This window comes from Rhizobium acaciae (assembly GCF_025941625.1).
Taxonomy (GTDB): Bacteria; Pseudomonadota; Alphaproteobacteria; order Rhizobiales; family Rhizobiaceae; genus Rhizobium; species Rhizobium acaciae.
Genome location: NZ_JAPCZO010000035.1, coordinates 35,228 through 54,411, shown reverse-complemented (window position 1 = coordinate 54,411; position 19,184 = coordinate 35,228). Strand labels below are relative to the sequence as shown.

The following is a 19,184-nucleotide window of genomic DNA, read 5'->3' as shown; positions in this document are numbered from 1 at the left end:
CTACTCCCCCACTTCCATTGGCTCGAAGATCATGGTCACGGTCGTTCCTCCTTCGCCTGTCCTGATGTCGAAAGAACCTCCCAGGCTGTCGATGCGCTCCCGCAACCCCACGAGGCCGAGGCTCGTTGGCCTCACCTCGGTCGGATCGAAGCCGTCGCCGCGATCGCTGACCTCGACACGGACATGACCCTTGTGCGAGACGGCCCTGACAGCCTGCTGAACGCCGCCGCCGTGGCGATAGGCGTTATTCAAGGCTTCCTGAACGAAGCGATAGATACAGATCTTCACGGCGGGAGGAAGCTCCGGTCCATCTTCGTCGACGATCGTTTCGACATGGGTTTCGGTCTTGTGCCGATGCGCTTCGACGACCCGCATTACGATCTCGGTGATCGAGGACTTCTCGATCTGCGGGAGCACCAGTCCGCTGCAGATATTGCGGATCTCCGTCATCGCTTCGGCAAGGCTCGAGCGTATCCAGGCAAGTTCCTTTTCGCGCGCTTCGGGCTGGGTGGACGCATTGATCAACACGTCGCTGTCCAGGCGCAATGAGGCATAGGCGATGTGCTGGGCCGGACCGTCGTGCAGATCGGCACCGATGCTACGCAAATATGTTTCGTTCAGCGCTGCCGCACGCTGGGAGGCGCGCTGCAGGCGCCGCTGAAGTCCGCGGTTTTCCGCCAGCAGCGCCGACAGTTCGGTGACCCGTTCTTTGAGATCCTTGCGCTGCGCCTCGATCGTGCGGCTACCCCGGAACACCAGAACGGAGAGAACAAGGAAAAAGGTCGCCGTCAGAGCGGCGACGGCGCCCCAGCTCCGGAGCCTGGCATGCGCCAGACTATCGCCCAATCCTTCTGCTGTCTCGTAGAACTCAAGGACGGCGACCGCCTGACCGGACCATGGCTGGAGCACAGGGTTATAGATCTCCATCAGCGGCTTGCCGAGCGCGCGCTCCTTGTCGCTTTCCGGATCGCTGGCGATTTCGTAGCCCGCGACGAGAGATCCTGCGAATGCCCTCTGCAGCTTGTCGCTGACCGCAAACGTCTTGCCTACCAGCTCCTTCTCGTTCGAATAGAGGATGGTGCCGTCGCTTCGCCACAGCTTGAACGAAACGAGGCGTTTGCCGAGTGCACCCTGGCCGAGCGTTTCGTCCAGAGCCTGGGAACTCGCATCGTCCAGCAGTGACTCGGTTTGCATATTGGGAAGTAGCGGCGCGATCACGCTGTCCACGTAAAGCGCCGTCGCCGCGCCCGAATTGTGGATTACGGTCTCCTCTATGAGATGGCTCACAAAAAAGCCGACCACGAACATGGCGGCAATCGATATGAGTCCACCCGCGATGAAGAACTGGGAGGCGAGTGAGCGGGCATTCCAGCGGCGAAGCCAATTCATTTTGATACCGGTAAGAGACTGCCCAATTAAGCTACCGCGTCTTTAGAGTTTTCCAAACAGCATCAGGGCACATTCCTGGTGTCGAACACCTCGGCGCCTCTTATGCTTTGGGTCAACCCGACGGTGTCACCGGACATGGCTGCGCCCAAGATATAGAGAAGAGCGGCCAAAACGATAACAAGGGCGAAGACGGACGCGTTACAGGCGTCATTCACTCGGGATCTATGACTCTGGTTCATGTTTGGATCTCCTTCAATATCGTTCGAAACGGCGTAAGTCCGACGCGCGTTCCACCCCAGGGACTTCGGTCCGACAGAGGTTGGGACCAAGGTCTAACCCCGTAGACATCAGCAGGAAGGCGTCGAACCCTATGCTTCGGAGATGGCAATCGCCGCCGGGATCAACCGCGGCTCACCGGACAGCCCCTGACGTTTCTGAATTTCGCGGTCTCCGACGATGTTCCTGAGGGGCACAAGACTTGGCGTGACGCCGGTGCCGATATCGTTGAATTGCTCCTGGCAAGTCTCAGCATTTCGAGGGAAGAGGCGAAACGGCTCGCATTGGAAGAGCTGCCACAACTTTCCCGCAAGTGGCGGCCTTCTTCCAGGCGAGACTTCCAGAGCGTACTTCTGACGCATCCCCAGGCGCCTGCGTCCCGTTGGATCGCGCCATCTCCGTCATCCCCTCCCTATGCCCGCGGTCACGGGGCTTCTCGATCCTGCAGTAGGGTTTAGGACCAAAGGCCGGGCTCCATCGGACTGAGGTCCGGGGCGTGGAACGACCCTGCCTCCAGCTAGTTGGTTTGCCAGCGGTCAAGAAGGCCGCCTCGAAACAGAAGGAGGAGAAAATGCTCTCCAAGCTTATCGTCGGTGCAGTAGCTGCCACGACCCTGATGTCGGGCGTCGCATTCGCCCAGTCCTCGACCGTCAATGGTGCCGCCGGTGGCGCGGTCACCGGCGCGATCGTCGGCGGCCCCGTCGGCGCTGCTGTCGGCGGCGTTGCCGGTGCAGTCGTTGGTACGGCGATCGATCCGCCGCCGCAAAAGGTCATCACCTATGTCCGCGAGGCTCCGGCCCCGTCGGCGCGCGTGGTCGTCAAGGAGAAGGTTGTCGTCGGCCAGCCCCTGCCGGAGACGGTCGTCGTGACGCCTATTCCGGATGACCCGACCTATGCTTATGCAGTGGTCAACGATGAACGTGTCATCGTCGAGCCGTCGTCCCGCAAGGTGATCCAGGTTATCAAGTGACCTGATCCTACGCGGTCTCTGCCGCGTCTTGCCTCCCAATATCATCGTCAGAACCTGAGAACCGCCGCACGACGGACGATAGCGTCGTCGTGCGGCCAAAAAGCAGAGAGATTGTTATGAAGACCAAGACACTCGCCGTACTGATGACGGCACTCTCGATCGGCGTTTCGCCGGTCGGCATCATGTCCGCTACGGCGCAGGATGCACCGATTCTTCCCAAGAAGGGTGCTGCTCAAAACGACCAATCCAGCGGGGGCGCGACCCAGCAACCGGATGCGGGCGGTGCCTCCTCGGGCGGCGCGGGAGTATCGAGCGAGCAAGCCACGCAGCCTTCCGGCTCCGACGGAAGCTCGTCGGGTGCGTCGAGCGGAACCTCCACTGAGGGATCCTCCGATCAGACGACAACCCAGCCCGGTGCTAAGACGCAGCCCGGAAGCTCGACCGAAACCGGCTCCGGTGCTGCAGGTACAGACGCCTCAGGCGGAGACCCGGACAGTTCGAAATCTTCCAAGTCGGGACAGTCGTCGACGGAAAGCCAGAAGCCCGCCGGCAGCCAGGACACTGGCACGTCGACCGGCTCCGGTGAAACCCAGAAGTCCGGCGACGTCAAGTCTTCCAGCGGCTCGACTGAGACCCAGTCGAACGGCAAGACGAAGGTGGAGAACAACAACACATCCGTCAACAGTAACACCGAGAACACCACGAAGACCGAGACGAGCAATACGACCAACGTGAACATCTCCGTCGAACAGCAGACGGAAATCCGCAGCGTTGTGAAGGAGGTTCATGTCGAGCCGGTGCGGGAGGCGGACTTCACGGTCACCGTCGGCACCACCATCCCGAAGAAGATCAGGCTCGAGCCGCTGCCGCCGCGGATCGTGGAAATTGTACCGCAGTACAAGGCCTACCGTTTCTTCCTTCTCGCGGATGGCCGGATCGTCATCGTCGATCCTTCCGCATTCACGATCGTCTACATCATTTCGGCATAACGGACGGTGCCCGGCGGCGACCTCGGCCGCCGGGCCCAGGAGAGGAACATGATCTATTCCGAAGAAAAATCCGGTGGTCTGGCCTTGCCGCTGATCGTCATCCTGCTGGCAATGACCGGTATTCTCGGCGTGCTTGTCGCCACTGGCGACCGACATGACAGTACTGCCGGCCGCGTCTGGGTTCCACAGGCTCACCAGCAGGGGTCGGGACAATGAAAGCCATCGCATCCGTTGCCTTTGGAATCTTAAGCTCGGTCGGGGTTTGCATGGCTGCTGTGTCTGTCGCGTCCCAAGTCGTGGCGGATTCCGAGTCCCACGCATTCAATGACCTTGCAGCGCCCGATCTCTGGACGACGACGCCGGTGAAAGTCGATCCTCGGCAGCAGCGCTATGAACGAATTGCGCCTCTCTATTCCAGCTACGTCACCGAGGCATCGCCCGTCATCACCGCAAGGGCGAGGCCGGAACCCGTTCGCCCGACGGCCGAACGTCAGACACCCCAGCCAGAATTTTCGGTCGAGCATCTTGCCTGGTGTGCGGACCGCTACCGCTCTTTCGATCCCGCGACCAACAGCTATCGATCCTATAGCGGAGAGACGCGCGAGTGCGTTTCGCCGTTCCGGCGGATCGTCGCCGGGGCCGATGAAGGCGTTGGCACGAAAGTGAATGCACAGGCGGCAGCCCGGTGCGCCGCTCGCTACAAGTCGTATCGACCGCAAGACAATACGTATCAACCATGGGACGGACCGCGGCGCAGCTGCGACGTGTCGGATCTCGTAGCGGCGAGCAACTGATGTGGTCGCGCGGTCCGCACCCGATTGCACGACCTGGTCAGTCGGACTAAAGTCCGTGTTGCAAACGCTACGGTTGTGATACCTGGTTGCATTCAGAGCTTGGAGAGCGGGGATGGCGACGGCGCTGATAACGGAAATCCAGCAGGCACAGACAAGGCTTCCGCTCTTGAGCCGGGCGGACCGGGGAGCCCTTATCGTTCGCATTCTCCGCGAGCTGAAGACGCATCGGCGAGAGGTTCTCGGACATGTGCCGGCCGAGCGCTGCGTTTGGATCGACAAGCTGATCGCGTCCGTGTCCTCGACGATATCGGAAATCGCCAACATGCAGGACGCCGAGTTCAATCGCGTCTTGAACGAGTTCGAAAAGCTTATAGCGACGCTCGATGACATTTCGCATACCGAGAAGCGATCGAAAACAATTCATTGAGAGGGTCACCTCGTCAGCCTCGATGGCGCAGGGCGTCGACGAGCGCCACGAAAGCCGGAGAGGACTGCCTTCTGCTGGGATAGTAGAGATGGTAGCCATCCCAGTGTGGGGAAAAGGCTTCCAGCACGCGTCTCAGACGGCCTTCCGCGATATGAGGTAGCGCGACGTCTTCCGGTACGTATGCCAAGCCAAGTCCGTCCAGCGCCGCTTCCACACTCTGATAGGAGTTATTGAAGGCAAGCTGTCCCTCGACCCTGATCCTGATCTCTTTCCCGTTGTCTTCGAACTCCCATGCCCAGAAGCCGCCATATGTGGGCAGGCGCTCGTTGATGCAGTTGTGGCGGACGAGGTCCTGCGGATGCTGCGGAACCCCCTTGCCCTCGAAATATGAGTGTGCGCCGACGACGGCAAAAGGGAAATCAGGCCCGATGCGTGTCGAGATCATGTCTTTCGCCACCTGCTCCCCCATCCGGACGCCGCCGTCGAAGCGCTCGGTCACGATGTCAGACAGCCCGTTTTCGCGTATCAGCTCCACCTTGATGTCAGGGTTGTTCGGTAGGAAGCGCTGGAGTTTCGGCCAGATGATCCACCTTATTGCGTGGTCTGATGCCGTGATGCGGAGGTTCCCGGCTGGCTTTTCCCTGAATTCGGTGAGGGTTTCAAGTTGCGCCTCGATCTCGTCGAAATGAGGCCCCACGCCTTGAAACAACCGCTCTCCGGCGTCGGTGAGCGAAACGGCCCGCGTGGTACGGGTCAGCAGCCGGATTCCGAGCCGCGTCTCGAGCTGGCGGACAACGTGGCTGAGCGCCGATTGAGACACGCCCAGTTTCGCAGCCGCTCGCGTAAAACTCTTCTCTCGGGCGACCGCCAGAAAAGCCATCAGGTCATTGACGCTCTCGCGTGGCATTCACGAGCTCCTTCGGATCAAATGGCCGTTGTACTGAATTTGCTGAGGCTGGACATTGAAATCATCGTGAACACCCGCCTGGCTCTGTTCGCACTGGAACAAGTTGCGCCGCCGGCCATTTGTCGTCCATGAAAACAGCCCTGCCGATGTCGCTGCTCGCTCTGGCCTTCTCCGTTGGCGGTGCCGCCGCGCGGGAACTCCGACCCGAAGACATCAATACCGTGTCGATTGCGTCCATCGGGACTGAGAGATCTGGGTCGGGAGATCCGGACCCGGCGATCGTCCGTCTTCAGGTTCTGCTCGACCGTGCAGGCTCGTCTCCCGGCGTGATCGATGGCCTCTCCGGCGAAAACGTCGACAAGGCCGTGGCCGGCTTTGAGGCCATGAACAATCTTCCTGTCGATGGGAGGCTGGATCCAGAGGTCGCCTCCCGCCTTGAAGGCAATACTTCTGTCGTTGAGAGCTATGTCGTCTCGCCAGAGGATGCCGCGGGTCTCGTTGAGAAGATCCCTGAAGACTATGGCGAGAAGGCAAAGATGCAGAGCTTGGGATATACGAGCGTTGCCGAGAAGCTATCAGAGCGGTTCCACATGGGTATCGATCTCGTGCATGGGCTCAATCCGGCTTCGCAGTTTGCTCCTGGCGACACGGTGTGGGTGGTGAACCCAGGTCCTCCAAGGGAAGGAAAGGTCAAGATGATCGAGGCTGACAGGAAGACGGGGCAGGTGCTCGCCTATGCCGCGGATGGATCGCTGCTTGCAGTCTATCCCGCAACGATCGGAAGCGAAGACAATCCGGCGCCGTCAGGCAAGCACAAGGTCAAGGGTGTCGCGCGGATGCCGGTCTACAGATATGACCCGAAGCGCAACTTCAAGCAGGGAAAGAACGACAAGGTCTTGACGATCCCGAAAGGGCCGAACGGTCCTGTTGGTACGGTCTGGATCGACCTGACCGAGCCGACCTATGGGATACATGGGACACCGGAGCCGAAGCTCATTGACAAGGTGGGATCGCATGGCTGCGTGCGGCTGACGAATTGGGATGTCGAAGAGCTGGCCGGCATGGTCAAGCCAGGGGTCGTGGTGGACTTCGTCAATCGAAGTTCGGCCACGCCGAAGTGAGGGAGTATATTGAAAATCCCACTCTTCTCTGCTTGTCACTGACACCTCCGGCCCAGCGCATGGGCCGTGCCGCCTGCATGATCAGTTTGCTTGAGTCTTGTATGCGGCATCTTGCCGAACCGAAGCGACTCCCTTTACCGCGCGAAGCGCATCGAGCGCGTCAGGATTGACAGTACCGTTGACAATCATGAAGCGCTCGTGGCTTTGCACCTGTTCGAGGCCTTGCGACTTCAAGTCGCCGACGACCTCTCCCAAACTGCGGGCCTCGTTTTTGTCGATCCGAATGGTAACTTCAATCTTATCGGTCGTCATACCTCGCCGCTTCCTCTTGCCTGGAGCAGGCCCTTGCCAACATCCCTAGCAGAGGAAGATAGAGGCTTTGTAAGCTGAATCAAGCGCGCCCATAGCGCCCATCCGCGAAACTTCGGATCAGACTGAGCAATAAGAGCCGCAACGCCGGCAACATGTGGGGTCGCCATGCTGGTGCCATCCCACCGGTCATACTTGTCATCGGGCAAGCTCGAAAAAATGTCGACGCCAGGAGCGGCAATGTCCACTTCCTGACCAGGATTCAAACCGCCGCATGAGAACGATGCCGGCGCGAAGGAGCGATCCACGGCGCCAACTCCCAGGATCGTGGACGCATTCGCCGGAGAACCAACTGGCGCAATCTGTTGAGGACGAGAACTTTCGTTCCCAGCGGCGGCAACAACTAAGGTTCCCGCGTCTAAACATACCTGCCCAATTTGCTCGTAGTCGTCACTCGGCGCATCTCCAATTTGCGTTGCAGCGCCTAGCGACATCGAAATAACATGGCAGCCTTCATCCAGCGCCCATTCCATGCCGGCAATGATCGACCGGTCAGTACCGAAGCCATCGTCACCCAGCACCTTTCCGGCGTAGATTTCCGCCTCATGGGCGATGCCGTAGCGTGGGCCGCTGGTCGGTCGCAATGGACCGCATGCCGTGCCGATACAATGCGTTCCGTGACCGTGAACATCGCCTTCGGAACTGCGTGTTGCAAAGAGCTTCTTGGTGACGGAACGGCCGACAAAATCCTGATGAGTTTCGTCAAATCCGGTATCCAGTATTGCTACCTTGATGCCGACCCCGCTCAGGTCACCTTCGATAGCCCTGATAGCCTGCAGTCCCCAAGTGTTGCTGGTCTCGTCAAAGGCAGCCCGGGCCACAAGCCCCTCTGGCCCCGTTTTGCCCAATAAGCGATCGACCAGTTCGTTCACGGCGTCACGATAGCCGAGCAGGTAGTCACGGTCCAAAGAGGTTGCAACGCCGCCCACCGTTGCCTGTGCGAGGTCTAGCCGCTTCGTCAGCGGACCGCCGAGGGCACGATAGGATCGCTCCGGCCGGGCCGCGCTGACGACCTTCTGCTGCATGGCATTTTGCAACATGGGCTTCAGTCTCTCGCCATCCCGGCGCACAATTGCGATCCCGAAACGTTCGAAGTACTGAACATCAGCGCCATCGAAATCATTTGGCACCGCCACGGCGCTGCGAAAATCTTTGGACGATGCGACACGGAAGCCGCCTTTTTCGAGTTGCTGTACACCCTCGCTCCTTGCTTTGGGTGTAAATCGCACCACCATGCCAAGACCCGATGTGCCGTCGCCTTGTGCGTTGACCCTGCCTCGCGTTGATTTCGCCATGATACCAACTCTCCCCCATCTTTCACGGTTTTAAAGCAATACAAAAGCCGCAAGCTTGGCGCGGCATACCCCGTTAATCGAGCCGAAACTCGGGTTCGGGACAGCGGCGGAGCTGCTGGTGGATCGATGCGGATTGACCAGATGTTTTTCCGCTGACTTGCCGCCAGAACTCAAAGCTTCGCCAACCGAAAACTGGAGCATTCGGCAAGCAAGCATAATAAATTGTACCTTGTAGGTCGATTTCGGGATGTACTTCCCCTGGCCGAAATCTCGGCGGCAAATATACATCTTATTGTTGAGTTAGCAAATGAAAATTCTAGCGGTCGTTCGCCGGCGTTTCATTGCTTTTCAGGTAGCCTATACTTCTACATCTCCTCCCCATTGTATTTCCTCGCTATTTTTGTGCCTGAGGTGGCTCTGTCCGATTATCGATACTGCCTTGCAATAACGGACTTGCGGCGAAAAGCGCCAGCGATACCGGCAATGGCACCGCTTACAACGAGGCGCCAACCGCGGGGCAGGGAATCCGATGCGCAAAAACGAGTGCGCTGAAACCGCACAGACATCGACTGAGCTTTACCGGTAATTTACCAACTTTAAGATGAATAATAGCCCAATATGATTAGTTGACTTCGCGTTCTAGGTGTATGAATTATCCCGCGGGCTGGAAAACGGAGGGTGTTGCCAATGGCAATCGTTTTTCAATCGCACGGGGGTGCGGAGAAAGAGCGCGCAGTTCCAGGGCCGAGCGTTCGGGCCGGGCGGCCAGCGACGGGTGACGTCGCGGTCGATGAAGAAGCTGACTTCGGTTATTTCGTACCGCCATTAGATGCGCCAGAGAATTACCTTCCCAACACGGCGGAAACGCTTGGGGAGCTCGATGAGCTCGGCGAAATGATGATCGATGTTGTCGCGACGCCGACGAGCGAGGATCCGACGGAAGATTCCACGCTCCCGCCTGTGTTCACATATTGGGGACAATTCCTGGATCACGAGCTGACGGCCCGAACTGATCGCGAAGGAGCGATCTCGAGCATGGTCAACGCACACCCGCCTGTCGCCTCGTCGACAGTGGAGAGCCAGTTCAGAAATGCTCGCTCGCCCCGTTTCGATCTGGATAGTGTCTACGGCGGATCTGCCGTCGGCGAGGGGATAGATGCGGATGTTGTCAAAGTGATCTCCGGCCTTCGCCACCCCACGCTGAAAAACAAAATGCGTGTCGGGACAGCCGTCGATCCGGGGCCGCTTCCCGACAACCTCGACGAACATCGCGACCTCCCTCGCTACGGCCAGGTCCAGTCGTCTGTCCGGGAGGCGGCTTTACGTCTGGCTCAGGCCGCGATGACTCCCGAGGCGTTTCAGAAATTCTCTGATAGCTTGCCCCAGCGGGCGATAATCGGGGACAATCGCAACGATGAAAATCTCGTCGTCGCGCAGTTCCATCTGAGCTTTCTCCGGTTCCATAACAAGGCCGTCGACTATCTTGCATCGCATGACACGGGCTGGATCGCCGATTTCAGCTCGGCGCAGGCTCTGACAAGACTTCATTACCAATGGTTGATTGTAGAAGGATACCTCAAGGGCGTTTGCGATCCGGTTGTGGTGGACCGCGTCGTCAACGATCGGGCATCTCACTTCTTTAAATTCAGAGCCGAGTTCGATGCCCGGAGACAGAATACCCGGCTCGGCAACGCTCTGCCGTTGGAGTTCTCCACGGCGGCCTATCGGTTCGGTCATTCCATGGTCAGAGCCTTCTACGACTACAACAAGAACTTTGGGCGGCCGGGTACAGGTTTTCTACCGCGCGCCACCTTGCAGTTGCTTTTCGAATTCACTGGCGGCGGCGGCAGGCTGGATAACGCGAAGAAGCTGCCCAAGAACTGGATAATCGACTGGACGCGCTTTACCGGAGCCGATCCCCATGATGCGAGCGATGGGGAGCCGGCCCGTCTTGCCAGGAGGATCGATACGGAACTTGCTCCGCCATTGCATACCCTGTTCAAGGAGGGGGAGGACCAGGCCGACCAACAGCTCAAGGAGTTGTTCAAGAACCTGGCAAGGCGGAACCTTCGTCGGGGCTACAATCTCAGGCTCCCGACGGGTCAGGCTTTACACAAGCATCTCAACCAGACTGGCGCGGTGCAGTCCTCGCCGATCCAAGATGTCTCAGCGCTGTTCGCCGCGAAGCCCGATCTGAAGAACTTCCTCGCCGGCACAGGATCGCGTTTCCACGAACGTACACCGCTCTGGTTCTACATTCTGGCCGAAGCCGAGGCTGCAGGCGGAAATCGATTGGGCGAAGTCGGGAGCTGTCTCGTGGCGTCGACCTTCGTGGGCGTGCTGCTTGCGGATCCGGACTCGGCTCTTTCGCGTGGATTCACGCCCAGTCAGAGCCCTCTCAAGATGCCAGACAACACGCCGATCGACTCGATCGCCAAGTGGATGCGGTTCGCGGCGGTCATGCAGTAAGTGCTCGCAAGACTATTTTGCCTCGCCGCACCGCGGCGAGGCAAGCCGCCCTATCATCGGGGTTCACGAAGCCTTGGCCTCGAAAGCCGGGGCGAAATCACCCAGCAATTTTGCCTTGAGGATGGTGGCCTCGATATCCTGCTCCACGATCGCTTCCAGATCGGCGAAGCTGTCGATGACATAGTAGATCGGCTGGAGAATATCGATCCGGTAGGGCGTGCGGAGCACGCTCAGCAGATCGAACGGCCGGAATTCGCACGCCTTGCCTTCCATTGCCGCCTTCGCTTCGCTGGGCGATGAGACGATGCCCGCGCCGAAGCAGCGGCGTCCCTGCGGCGTATTGATCAGGCCGAATTCGACGGTGAACCAGAAGATCCGGAACAGGTGCCAGGAATAGCCCTTGCCGAGGCGGACGGCGGTTTCGCCGAAATGCCGGACGAAATTGGCATAGCTCTGGTTGGTGAGCATGGGGCAGTGGCCGAAAACCTCGTGGAACAGGTCCGGTTCCTCGATATAGTCGATATGCTCGCGACGGCGGAGGAAAGTTGCGAGCGGGAATTTGCCTTGCGACAGAAGCTCATAAAAGCGCGAGGGCGGAATGAGCGCCGGCACGCCTTCGACGCCGAAGCCGGTGGTCTCGTTCAGGCGTCTGTTGACGTCGAGAAGCTGCGGCACCTTATCGGGCTTCAACCCCAGCATTTTGACGCCGTCCAGATATTCGCGGCAGGCCGTATTGGCCAGCAGCTTCATCTGACGCCGGTAGAGTTCACCCCAGATAACATCTTCATCCGGGGTGTAGTCGTACAAACCGTCTGGGCCGGGCAGTTTGGCGGTGTAGCTGCTTTCCTTGGTCATGTGCTGATCCTCCCGAGCAGGGCGCTTTTCCTGCCATTATGATCCGAGTTTGGAGGATTTTCTTTTCTTTCATGCTGGCTGTCGCCATAATGGTGGCAAATATTCCCGAAAGTGCCGCCAAAAATGAAAGAACCTAGGAATTTTCGCCGCAAGCTTCTGCAGCTCGTCCAGGCCGACGGCAGCCTGTCGCTGGCCGACCTGGCGGAAAAGGCCGGCATGTCGCAGAGCTCGGCCTGGCGGAAGATCCAGGAACTGGAAGCCGACGGGGTCATCCGCAAGCGTGTGACGCTGCTCGATCCCGGAAAACTCGATCTCAAGCTCTGCGTCATCGCGCATGTGACGCTGGAGGATCACCACGAAGAGGCGGTCGCGTCTTTCGCTTCCGTGGTGCTGGAACGGCCGGAGATCATGGAGTGCTACGCCTTGTCAGGCGCCTTCGACTACATGCTGAAGATCCGGGCAAGCGACGTGGAAAGCTACGAAGCCTTCATGACCCGCTATCTCATGCGCAACCCGCATGTGCGCACGGTCGTCTCGAGCTTTGTGCTGCGCGAGCTGAAATTCTCGACCGAATTGCCGCTCTAGATATGACTGCGCAGGGCGATGCCATCGACATCATCGCGCAGTCGCCATGTCAGTGCCCCGGCATCAGCACCGGAAAGCCCTCGAATGTCTTCAGCGTATCGAGGACGATCGACGTTTTCACGTGCTGCACCGACTCGTGAGGCAACAGCACGTCGTTGACGAATTTGGAGAGGTCGGCGAGCCCGCGGGTCGCGACCGTCAGGTGATAATCCATTTCACCGGTCAGCGCATAGGCTTCGAGAACTTCCGGCAATCCGTTGATCAGCTGCGAAAATCGGCGAGCATTGTCTCTGTTGTGGGTCGCGAGCGTCACGGAAATGACCACTAGCATATCCAGACCCAGCTTCTGCCGATCGAGGTGAGCGCGGTAGCTGCGGATATATCCTTCAGCCTCCAGTCTCGTCCGCCGGCGCGAGCATTGCGACGGCGAAAGCGCAATCCGCTCACCCAACTCGTTGTTCGTCAGCCTGCCGTCCTTTTGAAGTTCCTGAAGCAGGCGCAAATCCAATTTGTCGAGCGGCTCATCCATTGCACGAAATCTCCAATACACTCACGGATCGTGCATAATATCTTCGCGAAGCATAAAGAATGCAAGAACTTTGCACGCGTTTTGGGCCACACTTTGCATATCAAATGCCATCTCCTCTGGAGGAAAGAAAATGGGTCCGTTCCCGCATGATGCGCCGCCCTCGGAAATCACCGCCGACAATCCGGCCGGCACCGACGGCTTCGAATTCGTCGAATTCGCCCATCCTGAACCCGAGACGCTGCGCGAACTCTTCACACGAATGGGCTATGTTGCGGTCGCCAAACACAAGACGAAAGATATCACCGTCTGGCGACAGGGTGACATCAACTATGTCCTGAACGCCGAGCCCGGTAGTCATGCCGCGCGTTTCGTCGCAAATCACGGTCCCTGCGCCCCGTCCATGGCTTGGCGCGTCGTCGACGCCAAGCACGCCTTCGATCACGCGGTGTCAAAAGGCGCCGTTCCCTATGAAGGGGATGACAAGATGCTCGATGTCCCGGCGATTGTCGGCATTGGCGGTTCGCTACTCTATTTCGTCGAGACCTATGGGGCCAAGGGATCGGCCTACGAGGCCGAGTTCGATTGGCTCGGCGAGCGTGACCCGCATCCCCAAGGGATCGGCTTTTATTATCTCGACCACCTGACGCACAACGTCTTCCGCGGCAACATGGACAAGTGGTGGGATTTTTACCGCAACCTGTTCAATTTCAAGCAGATCCACTTCTTCGATATCGATGGGCGCATCACCGGTCTGGTCAGCCGAGCCATCACCTCGCCCTGTGGCAAAATCCGCATTCCGCTGAATGAATCGAAGGACGACACCAGCCAGATCGAGGAGTATCTGAAGAAGTACAAGGGCGAGGGCATTCAGCACATCGCCGTTGGAACGGAGGATATTTACGACGCCACCGACAGGCTTGCCGACAACGGCCTGCGCTTCATGCCGGGTCCTCCGGAGACCTATTACGACATGTCCTATGAACGCGTGAACGGCCATAGTGAACCTGTCGAACGCATGAAGAAACACGGCATCCTCATCGATGGCGAAGGTGTGGTGAATGGCGGCATGACGAAAATCCTGCTGCAGATCTTCTCCAAGACCGTCATCGGCCCGATCTTCTTCGAATTCATCCAGCGCAAGGGCGACGAGGGCTTCGGCGAAGGCAACTTCCGGGCTCTCTTTGAGTCGATCGAGGCCGATCAGATCAAGCGTGGTGTCATCGGGACTGCAGCGGAGTAAACTCTTTAGCGCCGCGCATCTTTCAGACGCGCGGCGCTGGAGTTTTCGGGGAGGAGTGAGCATGGACCAGACATCGATCCAGGCGTCGGATGGTGAAGCCGCGACGGCAAACACGCTGAAATATATGCCGGGGTTCGGCAATGACTTCGAAACCGAGTCGCTCCCCGGCGCCTTGCCGCAAGGGCAGAACAGCCCCCAGAAATGCAATTACGGTCTTTATGCGGAGCAGCTTTCCGGCTCGCCGTTCACCGCGCCGCGCGGGACCAACGAAAGATCCTGGCTTTACCGCATCCGCCCGAGCGTGCGTCACACCCGCCGCTTCTCCGACGCGTCCTATCCGCTCTGGAAAACGGCGCCATGCCTCGACGAACATTCGCTTCCCCTCGGCCAGCTTCGCTGGGATCCCATCCCCGCACCCTCGGAGAGACTGACATTCCTCGAAGGGGTGCGGACCATCACGACGGCAGGCGATGCCACCACCCAGGTGGGCATGTCTGCCCATGCCTACGTCTTCAACGAGGACATGGTAGACGATTACTTCTTCAATGCTGATGGCGAATTGCTGATCGTGCCGCAGCTCGGCGCCATCAGAGTGTTCACCGAAATGGGCATCATGGACGTCGAGCCACTGGAAATATGCCTGATCCCGCGCGGCATGATGTTCAAGATTATGACGGGCGGCGAGCAAACGGTCTGGCGTGGCTATATCTGCGAGAACTACGGCGCGAAATTCACGCTGCCGGACCGCGGGCCGATCGGCGCCAACTGCCTGGCAAACCCGCGCGACTTCAAGACGCCCGTTGCCGCTTTCGAGGATAAGGAAACGCCGTGCCGCGTTCATGTGAAGTGGTGCGGGAAATTCTATGTCACCGACATCGGCCATTCGCCGCTGGATGTGGTGGCCTGGCATGGCAACTATGCCCCGTTCAAGTATGACCTGCGGACATTTTCTCCGGTCGGCGCCATTCGTTTCGATCATCCCGATCCGTCGATCTTTTCGGTGCTGACCGCGCCGACCGAAGATGCGGGTACGGCGAATGTCGATTTCGTGATCTTTCCGCCGCGCTGGCTGGTCGCCGAGCACACGTTCCGGCCGCCTTGGTACCACCGCAACATCATGAGCGAATTCATGGGGCTGATCCACGGCCAGTATGACGCCAAGGAAGAGGGCTTCGTGCCGGGCGGCATGAGCCTGCACAACATGATGCTTCCCCACGGGCCGGACGCGCTCGCCTTCGAAAAGGCATCCAATACCGAGCTCAAACCCGTGAAGCTCGATCACACCATGGCCTTCATGTTCGAGACCCGGTACCCGCAGCAACTGACGAAATACGCAGCCGAGCTCGAGACGCTGCAGGATAATTACCTCGAATGCTGGGAGGGCCTGGAACGCAAGTTCGACGGAACCCCCGGTATCAAATGATGCATCAAGTGATGCATCAACTGAAGTCATCCTCCGACACGGGATTTCGGACATGAAGCTTGCGACGTTAAAAGACTCCACGCGGGACGGCCGGCTCGTCGTCGTTTCCCGTGACCTGACCCGCTGTTCCGAGGTCGGTCATATCGCCCGCACTCTGCAGGGAGCACTCGACGACTGGGAGCATGTGGCTCCGAGGCTCGCGCTTATTGCCGAAGGCGTCGAGACCGGCGCTCAGCCAACGATCCGGTTTCACGAACATGACGCAACGTCACCTTTGCCGCGCGCCTACCAATGGGCCGACGGTTCCGCCTACGTCAACCATGTCGAACTGGTGCGCAAGGCGCGCGGCGCCGAGATGCCGGCAAGCTTCTGGACCGATCCGCTGATCTATCAAGGCGGTTCGGACGCTTTCCTGGCACCGCGTGACCCGATCGCGATGGCCGACGAGGCTTACGGGATCGACATGGAGGGCGAGGTGGCCGTCATCACCGGCGACGTTGCCATGGGGTCCAGCCCGCAGGCCACGCGCGGCGCCATCCGCCTGGTGATGCTGGTCAACGACGTGTCGCTGCGCGGTCTGATCCCGGACGAATTGGCAAAGGGATTTGGTTTCTTCCAGTCGAAGCCGGCATCGGCATTTTCTCCGGTCGCGGTGACACCGGACGAACTCGGAGATGCCTGGGATGGCGGCAAGCTGCATCTCCCGCTGCTCGTCAGCCTGAACGGCAAGCCGTTCGGCAAAGCCAACGCCGGCATCGACATGACGTTCGATTTTGGCCAGCTGATCGCCCACGCCGCCAAAACCCGCAATCTCGCGGCCGGCACGATCATCGGCTCGGGAACGGTGTCCAACAAGCTGGACGGCGGCCCGGGCAAACCGGTGGAAGAGGGAGGAGACGGCTACTCCTGCATCGCCGAACTCAGGATGATCGAGACGATCGAGGCCGGCTCGCCGAGAACCCCCTTCATGAAGTTCGGGGATCAGGTCCGCATCGAGATGAAGGATCATGCCGGCCATTCGATCTTCGGGGCGATCGAGCAGACGGTCGAAAAATACCGGGGAGCCGACCCGCAATGAACGAGGTCGTTCTTTACGACTACTGGAGATCATCGGCGAGCTATCGCGTCCGCATCGCACTCAATCTCTTGGGCGTCGATTATCAGACGGTGTCCATCAACCTGTTAGAAGGGGCGCACAAGACCCCCGACTACATCACGCTCAACCCGCAGGGACTGGTGCCGACATTGGTGATCGACGGGAAAACACTGACGCAGTCGCTGGCAATCATCGAATATCTGGCCGAGCTTCAGCCGGAAAGCGGACTACTGCCGCGTCATATCGCCGATCGCCAGAAAGTCCGCACCCTCGCATATGCGGTCGCCATGGACATCCATCCGATCTGCAACATGCATGTCGTGTCGCATCTGATGAGCATGACCGAGAAGCCCGATGCTCGCGAGGAATGGATGAAGCATTTCATCTCAGACGGACTGCGCAAACTGGAAGCGATGATCGGCAAAGCCGACGGCGCGTTCAGCGTTGGAGACACGCCGACCATGGCGGACCTCTGCCTTGTTCCCCAGGTCTACAACGCCCGCCGCTGGGGCGTTGATATGACCGCTTTCAAACGCATCGTCGACATCGACGGCAGATGCGCAGACCTGCCGGCCTTCCAGGCGGCGCATCCCGACCGCGTGAAACCGTAACGGCAGACCAGCCGGGACGAAATCCGAAGAAGCGTTCCCTTCTTCCTGCGGCTCCCGCATCCGTGGCCGGCACGCATCAGATCGCGTGGACTGGGATCTCACGATCGCGGCGAGGAACCGACGTTTACCTTGTATCAACACTTCTGATTGTGCCGCTTGCCAGAAGATTGCCCCTTGTGCATTGATCAGATGATTGGGGTAAGTCTGAAATGTTCTCGTCAAAGCTGTTGATCGTCGCACCCGTGATGGACACGGGCTCGGTCGCATTTGAAGGCTGGCGGGCTCATCGCAAAGATTCGATGATTGCCCCCAGCAATAGATAGGCGCGCAAGAATGCTGCGAGTGACGACAGGAGAAACATACGTGCTCGAAGGCAGGAGAAGAATGCGGAAATCCCTCTCGTTCATATCGATGCTGCTGGCGTTCGTCGCCCTGGCGCAAGAGGGGCATGCGGCAATTTCCTACCAACGTCTCGACGGCGCGCCGGGGAAGCGCGGCCTTGCGATAAAGGGTGTGTTCGAAATCTCCGACGATCTGAAGACGCTTGTCGACGAATACGAGCAGTTCCAACCGGACTATATTACTTTTGACTCGCCCGGCGGAAACGTGATGGCCGCGATCGAGTTCGGCCGTACCGCGCGCTGAATGCAAGAACGATCCAGATCAGAGCCGCGGAATGCGCATCGGCTTGCGTATTCGCCTTCGCCGGTGGCGTTCAAAGGTTTGCCGAGCCGGGGTCCATCGGCGTGCATCGGGTTTCCCTATCCTACGATGTCGCCATGGACAACAAATTGGCAGTCTCGTCGGTTCAATCGCTGACCGGCGAGATCATCGGATATCTTACCCACATGGGGGTAAGCCCCATTCTGCTGCGGCTCAGCCTGTCGATCGACAGCGACGATATACGGTATCTTACCGGTGCGGAAATGCGAGAGTGGAATATCAACAAGCCCGAGAACATGCCCTCGCCACCGGCAAGCGCGCCGCCACCGCCGGATGCTGCGCCGCAGGTGAGCGCAACACCCGCCGCATGCCGTCAGACCCCAGCGCTTCCGAGGAGGTGGCTGCCTCCGAACCCGGCGACCTGACCACCGAGGCGGTTGATTTCGTCAACCGATACAATGACGAATGGTCGAAAGACAGTGCCTCGGCGTTGGCCTTTATGAAGGGCGTCTATGCCGACGAGGTCTCCTTCTTCGGAAACTCGGTCGACAAAGACGTCATCTTAAAGGACTAGGCGGCCTTCGCCCGACGCTGGCCGGAGCGCATATACAGCGTCAAACCCGGCTCCGTGACTGCCAGTTGCGCCGGAAAATGCGAAATGTCGGGGATTGTCGAGTGGTTTGCCCGAAACCGGGATACGGGCAGAACTTCCGCCGGGATGGCGGAATTCTCTTTCTTGTGGAACACGGCTTCCTGCAGATCGAGTCCGAGACCGGAAAGGTGATCGTCACGGACAAAGGTGCCAAAGCGCCGGATCGGTTGATCCATCCGTGGATAGGACTGGACGACATCTGCCGCGGCAGCACCGATCGCTACGGCATCGAGACGGAGCGGGCCTGCAAACGGCGCGATCAGATCGGTCCACTGCTCGATCGCGTCGACTGGTGTTATGGCCATGAGGATGAAGCCGGAATGGATATGCAATGGCACAAATGCGATGCCAATTCCCGTAGGTATTAGAAGTAAGGATCGCCGGTCCGCCGGCGAGGTGCGGTAGTTTGCCTAAAGGAAGGCGGGCGGTCATTGTGGTGACCGCCGTCAAGCGAAGACGGGGCTTAGCAGCCGTCAAGTGTCTTGTGGTGGGGGTGACGCAGCCGCACGTCGCCATCTGCATGC

At 59.2% G+C, this 19,184-nt stretch carries 18 protein-coding genes and 1 pseudogene; 13 read left to right on the top strand and 6 right to left on the bottom strand.

Going from position 1 to position 19,184, the window contains the following annotated elements; translation table 11 throughout:
- Positions 1 to 1,389: a sensor histidine kinase gene (locus OLZ32_RS35685; protein WP_003547652.1), complete on the bottom strand. Its 1,389-nt coding sequence runs from the start codon at positions 1,387 to 1,389 to the stop codon at positions 1 to 3.
- 847 nt (positions 1,390 to 2,236) lie between these two features.
- Here OLZ32_RS35685 and OLZ32_RS35680 point away from each other — a divergent pair.
- The 5 genes from OLZ32_RS35680 to OLZ32_RS35660 all read left to right on the top strand — a co-directional run bounded on the left by OLZ32_RS35680 (position 2,237) and on the right by OLZ32_RS35660 (position 4,845).
- On the top strand, positions 2,237 to 2,635 hold the full coding sequence (locus tag OLZ32_RS35680) for a DUF1236 domain-containing protein (protein ID WP_003547654.1): 399 nt from the start codon (positions 2,237 to 2,239) through the stop codon (positions 2,633 to 2,635).
- Between the two features lie 116 nt (positions 2,636 to 2,751).
- A complete protein-coding gene (locus tag OLZ32_RS35675) occupies positions 2,752 to 3,624 on the top strand; it encodes a DUF1236 domain-containing protein (protein ID WP_264425046.1) in 873 nt (290 codons plus the stop codon).
- 48 nt (positions 3,625 to 3,672) lie between these two features.
- Positions 3,673 to 3,840 (top strand): hypothetical protein, encoded by a 168-nt coding sequence (locus tag OLZ32_RS35670; RefSeq protein ID WP_165422411.1) that lies wholly within the window; start codon positions 3,673 to 3,675, stop codon positions 3,838 to 3,840.
- A complete protein-coding gene (locus OLZ32_RS35665) occupies positions 3,837 to 4,418 on the top strand; it encodes a BA14K family protein (RefSeq protein WP_264425044.1) in 582 nt (193 codons plus the stop codon). The genes OLZ32_RS35670 and OLZ32_RS35665 overlap by 4 nt, the downstream gene beginning before the upstream one ends.
- 112 nt (positions 4,419 to 4,530) lie before the next feature.
- Positions 4,531 to 4,845, top strand: a complete 315-nt coding sequence (locus tag OLZ32_RS35660) for a hypothetical protein (RefSeq protein WP_264395747.1) — start codon at positions 4,531 to 4,533, stop codon at positions 4,843 to 4,845.
- Between the two features lie 13 nt (positions 4,846 to 4,858).
- Here the strand turns inward: OLZ32_RS35660 and OLZ32_RS35655 are convergent, their stop codons facing one another.
- Complete coding sequence (locus OLZ32_RS35655; protein ID WP_264425042.1) at positions 4,859 to 5,752, bottom strand: LysR family transcriptional regulator; 894 nt, start codon at positions 5,750 to 5,752, stop codon at positions 4,859 to 4,861.
- A gap of 119 nt (positions 5,753 to 5,871) precedes the next feature.
- Between OLZ32_RS35655 and OLZ32_RS35650 the strand changes: the two genes are divergently transcribed.
- The gene (locus OLZ32_RS35650; protein ID WP_264425040.1) at positions 5,872 to 6,873 is read left to right on the top strand and encodes a L,D-transpeptidase family protein; all 1,002 of its coding nucleotides are present in this window, start codon (positions 5,872 to 5,874) and stop codon (positions 6,871 to 6,873) included.
- Between the two features lie 81 nt (positions 6,874 to 6,954).
- On the opposite strand, the gene OLZ32_RS35645 is transcribed toward OLZ32_RS35650, so the two are convergent.
- Together OLZ32_RS35645 and OLZ32_RS35640 are read right to left on the bottom strand one after the other, a co-directional pair.
- Positions 6,955 to 7,185, bottom strand: a complete 231-nt coding sequence (locus tag OLZ32_RS35645; RefSeq protein WP_017960086.1) for a hypothetical protein — start codon at positions 7,183 to 7,185, stop codon at positions 6,955 to 6,957.
- Positions 7,182 to 8,537 carry a S8 family peptidase gene (locus OLZ32_RS35640; RefSeq protein WP_264395744.1) on the bottom strand — a complete coding sequence of 452 codons (1,356 nt, stop codon included), beginning with the start codon at positions 8,535 to 8,537 and terminating at the stop codon, positions 7,182 to 7,184. Before OLZ32_RS35640 ends, OLZ32_RS35645 begins: the two co-directional genes overlap by 4 nt.
- 687 nt (positions 8,538 to 9,224) lie before the next feature.
- Between OLZ32_RS35640 and OLZ32_RS35635 the strand changes: the two genes are divergently transcribed.
- Positions 9,225 to 11,006, top strand: coding sequence for a peroxidase family protein (locus tag OLZ32_RS35635; protein ID WP_264425038.1), 1,782 nt, complete (start codon positions 9,225 to 9,227; stop codon positions 11,004 to 11,006).
- A 63-nt stretch (positions 11,007 to 11,069) separates the two neighbouring features.
- Here OLZ32_RS35635 and OLZ32_RS35630 read toward each other — a convergent pair whose 3' ends face one another.
- A complete protein-coding gene (locus OLZ32_RS35630) occupies positions 11,070 to 11,861 on the bottom strand; it encodes a phenylalanine 4-monooxygenase (protein ID WP_264425036.1) in 792 nt (263 codons plus the stop codon).
- Positions 11,862 to 11,984: 123 nt separating this feature from the next.
- Here OLZ32_RS35630 and OLZ32_RS35625 point away from each other — a divergent pair, with 123 nt between their 5' ends.
- The gene (locus OLZ32_RS35625; protein WP_264425034.1) at positions 11,985 to 12,446 is read left to right on the top strand and encodes an Lrp/AsnC family transcriptional regulator; all 462 of its coding nucleotides are present in this window, start codon (positions 11,985 to 11,987) and stop codon (positions 12,444 to 12,446) included.
- 49 nt (positions 12,447 to 12,495) lie between these two features.
- Here OLZ32_RS35625 and OLZ32_RS35620 read toward each other — a convergent pair whose 3' ends face one another.
- The gene (locus OLZ32_RS35620; protein ID WP_003547666.1) at positions 12,496 to 12,975 is read right to left on the bottom strand and encodes an Lrp/AsnC family transcriptional regulator; all 480 of its coding nucleotides are present in this window, start codon (positions 12,973 to 12,975) and stop codon (positions 12,496 to 12,498) included.
- 130 nt (positions 12,976 to 13,105) lie between these two features.
- On the opposite strand from OLZ32_RS35620, the gene hppD reads away from it, so the two are divergent.
- The 5 genes and pseudogenes from hppD to OLZ32_RS35595 all read left to right on the top strand — a co-directional run bounded on the left by hppD (position 13,106) and on the right by OLZ32_RS35595 (position 19,028).
- Positions 13,106 to 14,215, top strand: a complete 1,110-nt coding sequence (gene hppD, locus OLZ32_RS35615; RefSeq protein WP_264425032.1) for a 4-hydroxyphenylpyruvate dioxygenase — start codon at positions 13,106 to 13,108, stop codon at positions 14,213 to 14,215.
- 61 nt (positions 14,216 to 14,276) lie between these two features.
- Positions 14,277 to 15,638 carry a homogentisate 1,2-dioxygenase gene (gene hmgA, locus OLZ32_RS35610; RefSeq protein WP_264425030.1) on the top strand — a complete coding sequence of 454 codons (1,362 nt, stop codon included), beginning with the start codon at positions 14,277 to 14,279 and terminating at the stop codon, positions 15,636 to 15,638.
- A gap of 52 nt (positions 15,639 to 15,690) precedes the next feature.
- On the top strand, positions 15,691 to 16,716 hold the full coding sequence (locus OLZ32_RS35605; protein ID WP_264425028.1) for a fumarylacetoacetate hydrolase family protein: 1,026 nt from the start codon (positions 15,691 to 15,693) through the stop codon (positions 16,714 to 16,716).
- Positions 16,713 to 17,345 (top strand): maleylacetoacetate isomerase, encoded by a 633-nt coding sequence (gene maiA / locus OLZ32_RS35600; RefSeq protein WP_264425026.1) that lies wholly within the window; start codon positions 16,713 to 16,715, stop codon positions 17,343 to 17,345. The genes OLZ32_RS35605 and maiA overlap by 4 nt, the downstream gene beginning before the upstream one ends.
- Before the next feature lie 363 nt (positions 17,346 to 17,708).
- Positions 17,709 to 19,028 (top strand): annotated as a pseudogene (locus tag OLZ32_RS35595) (hypothetical protein).
- Positions 19,029 to 19,184 lie beyond the last annotated feature (156 nt).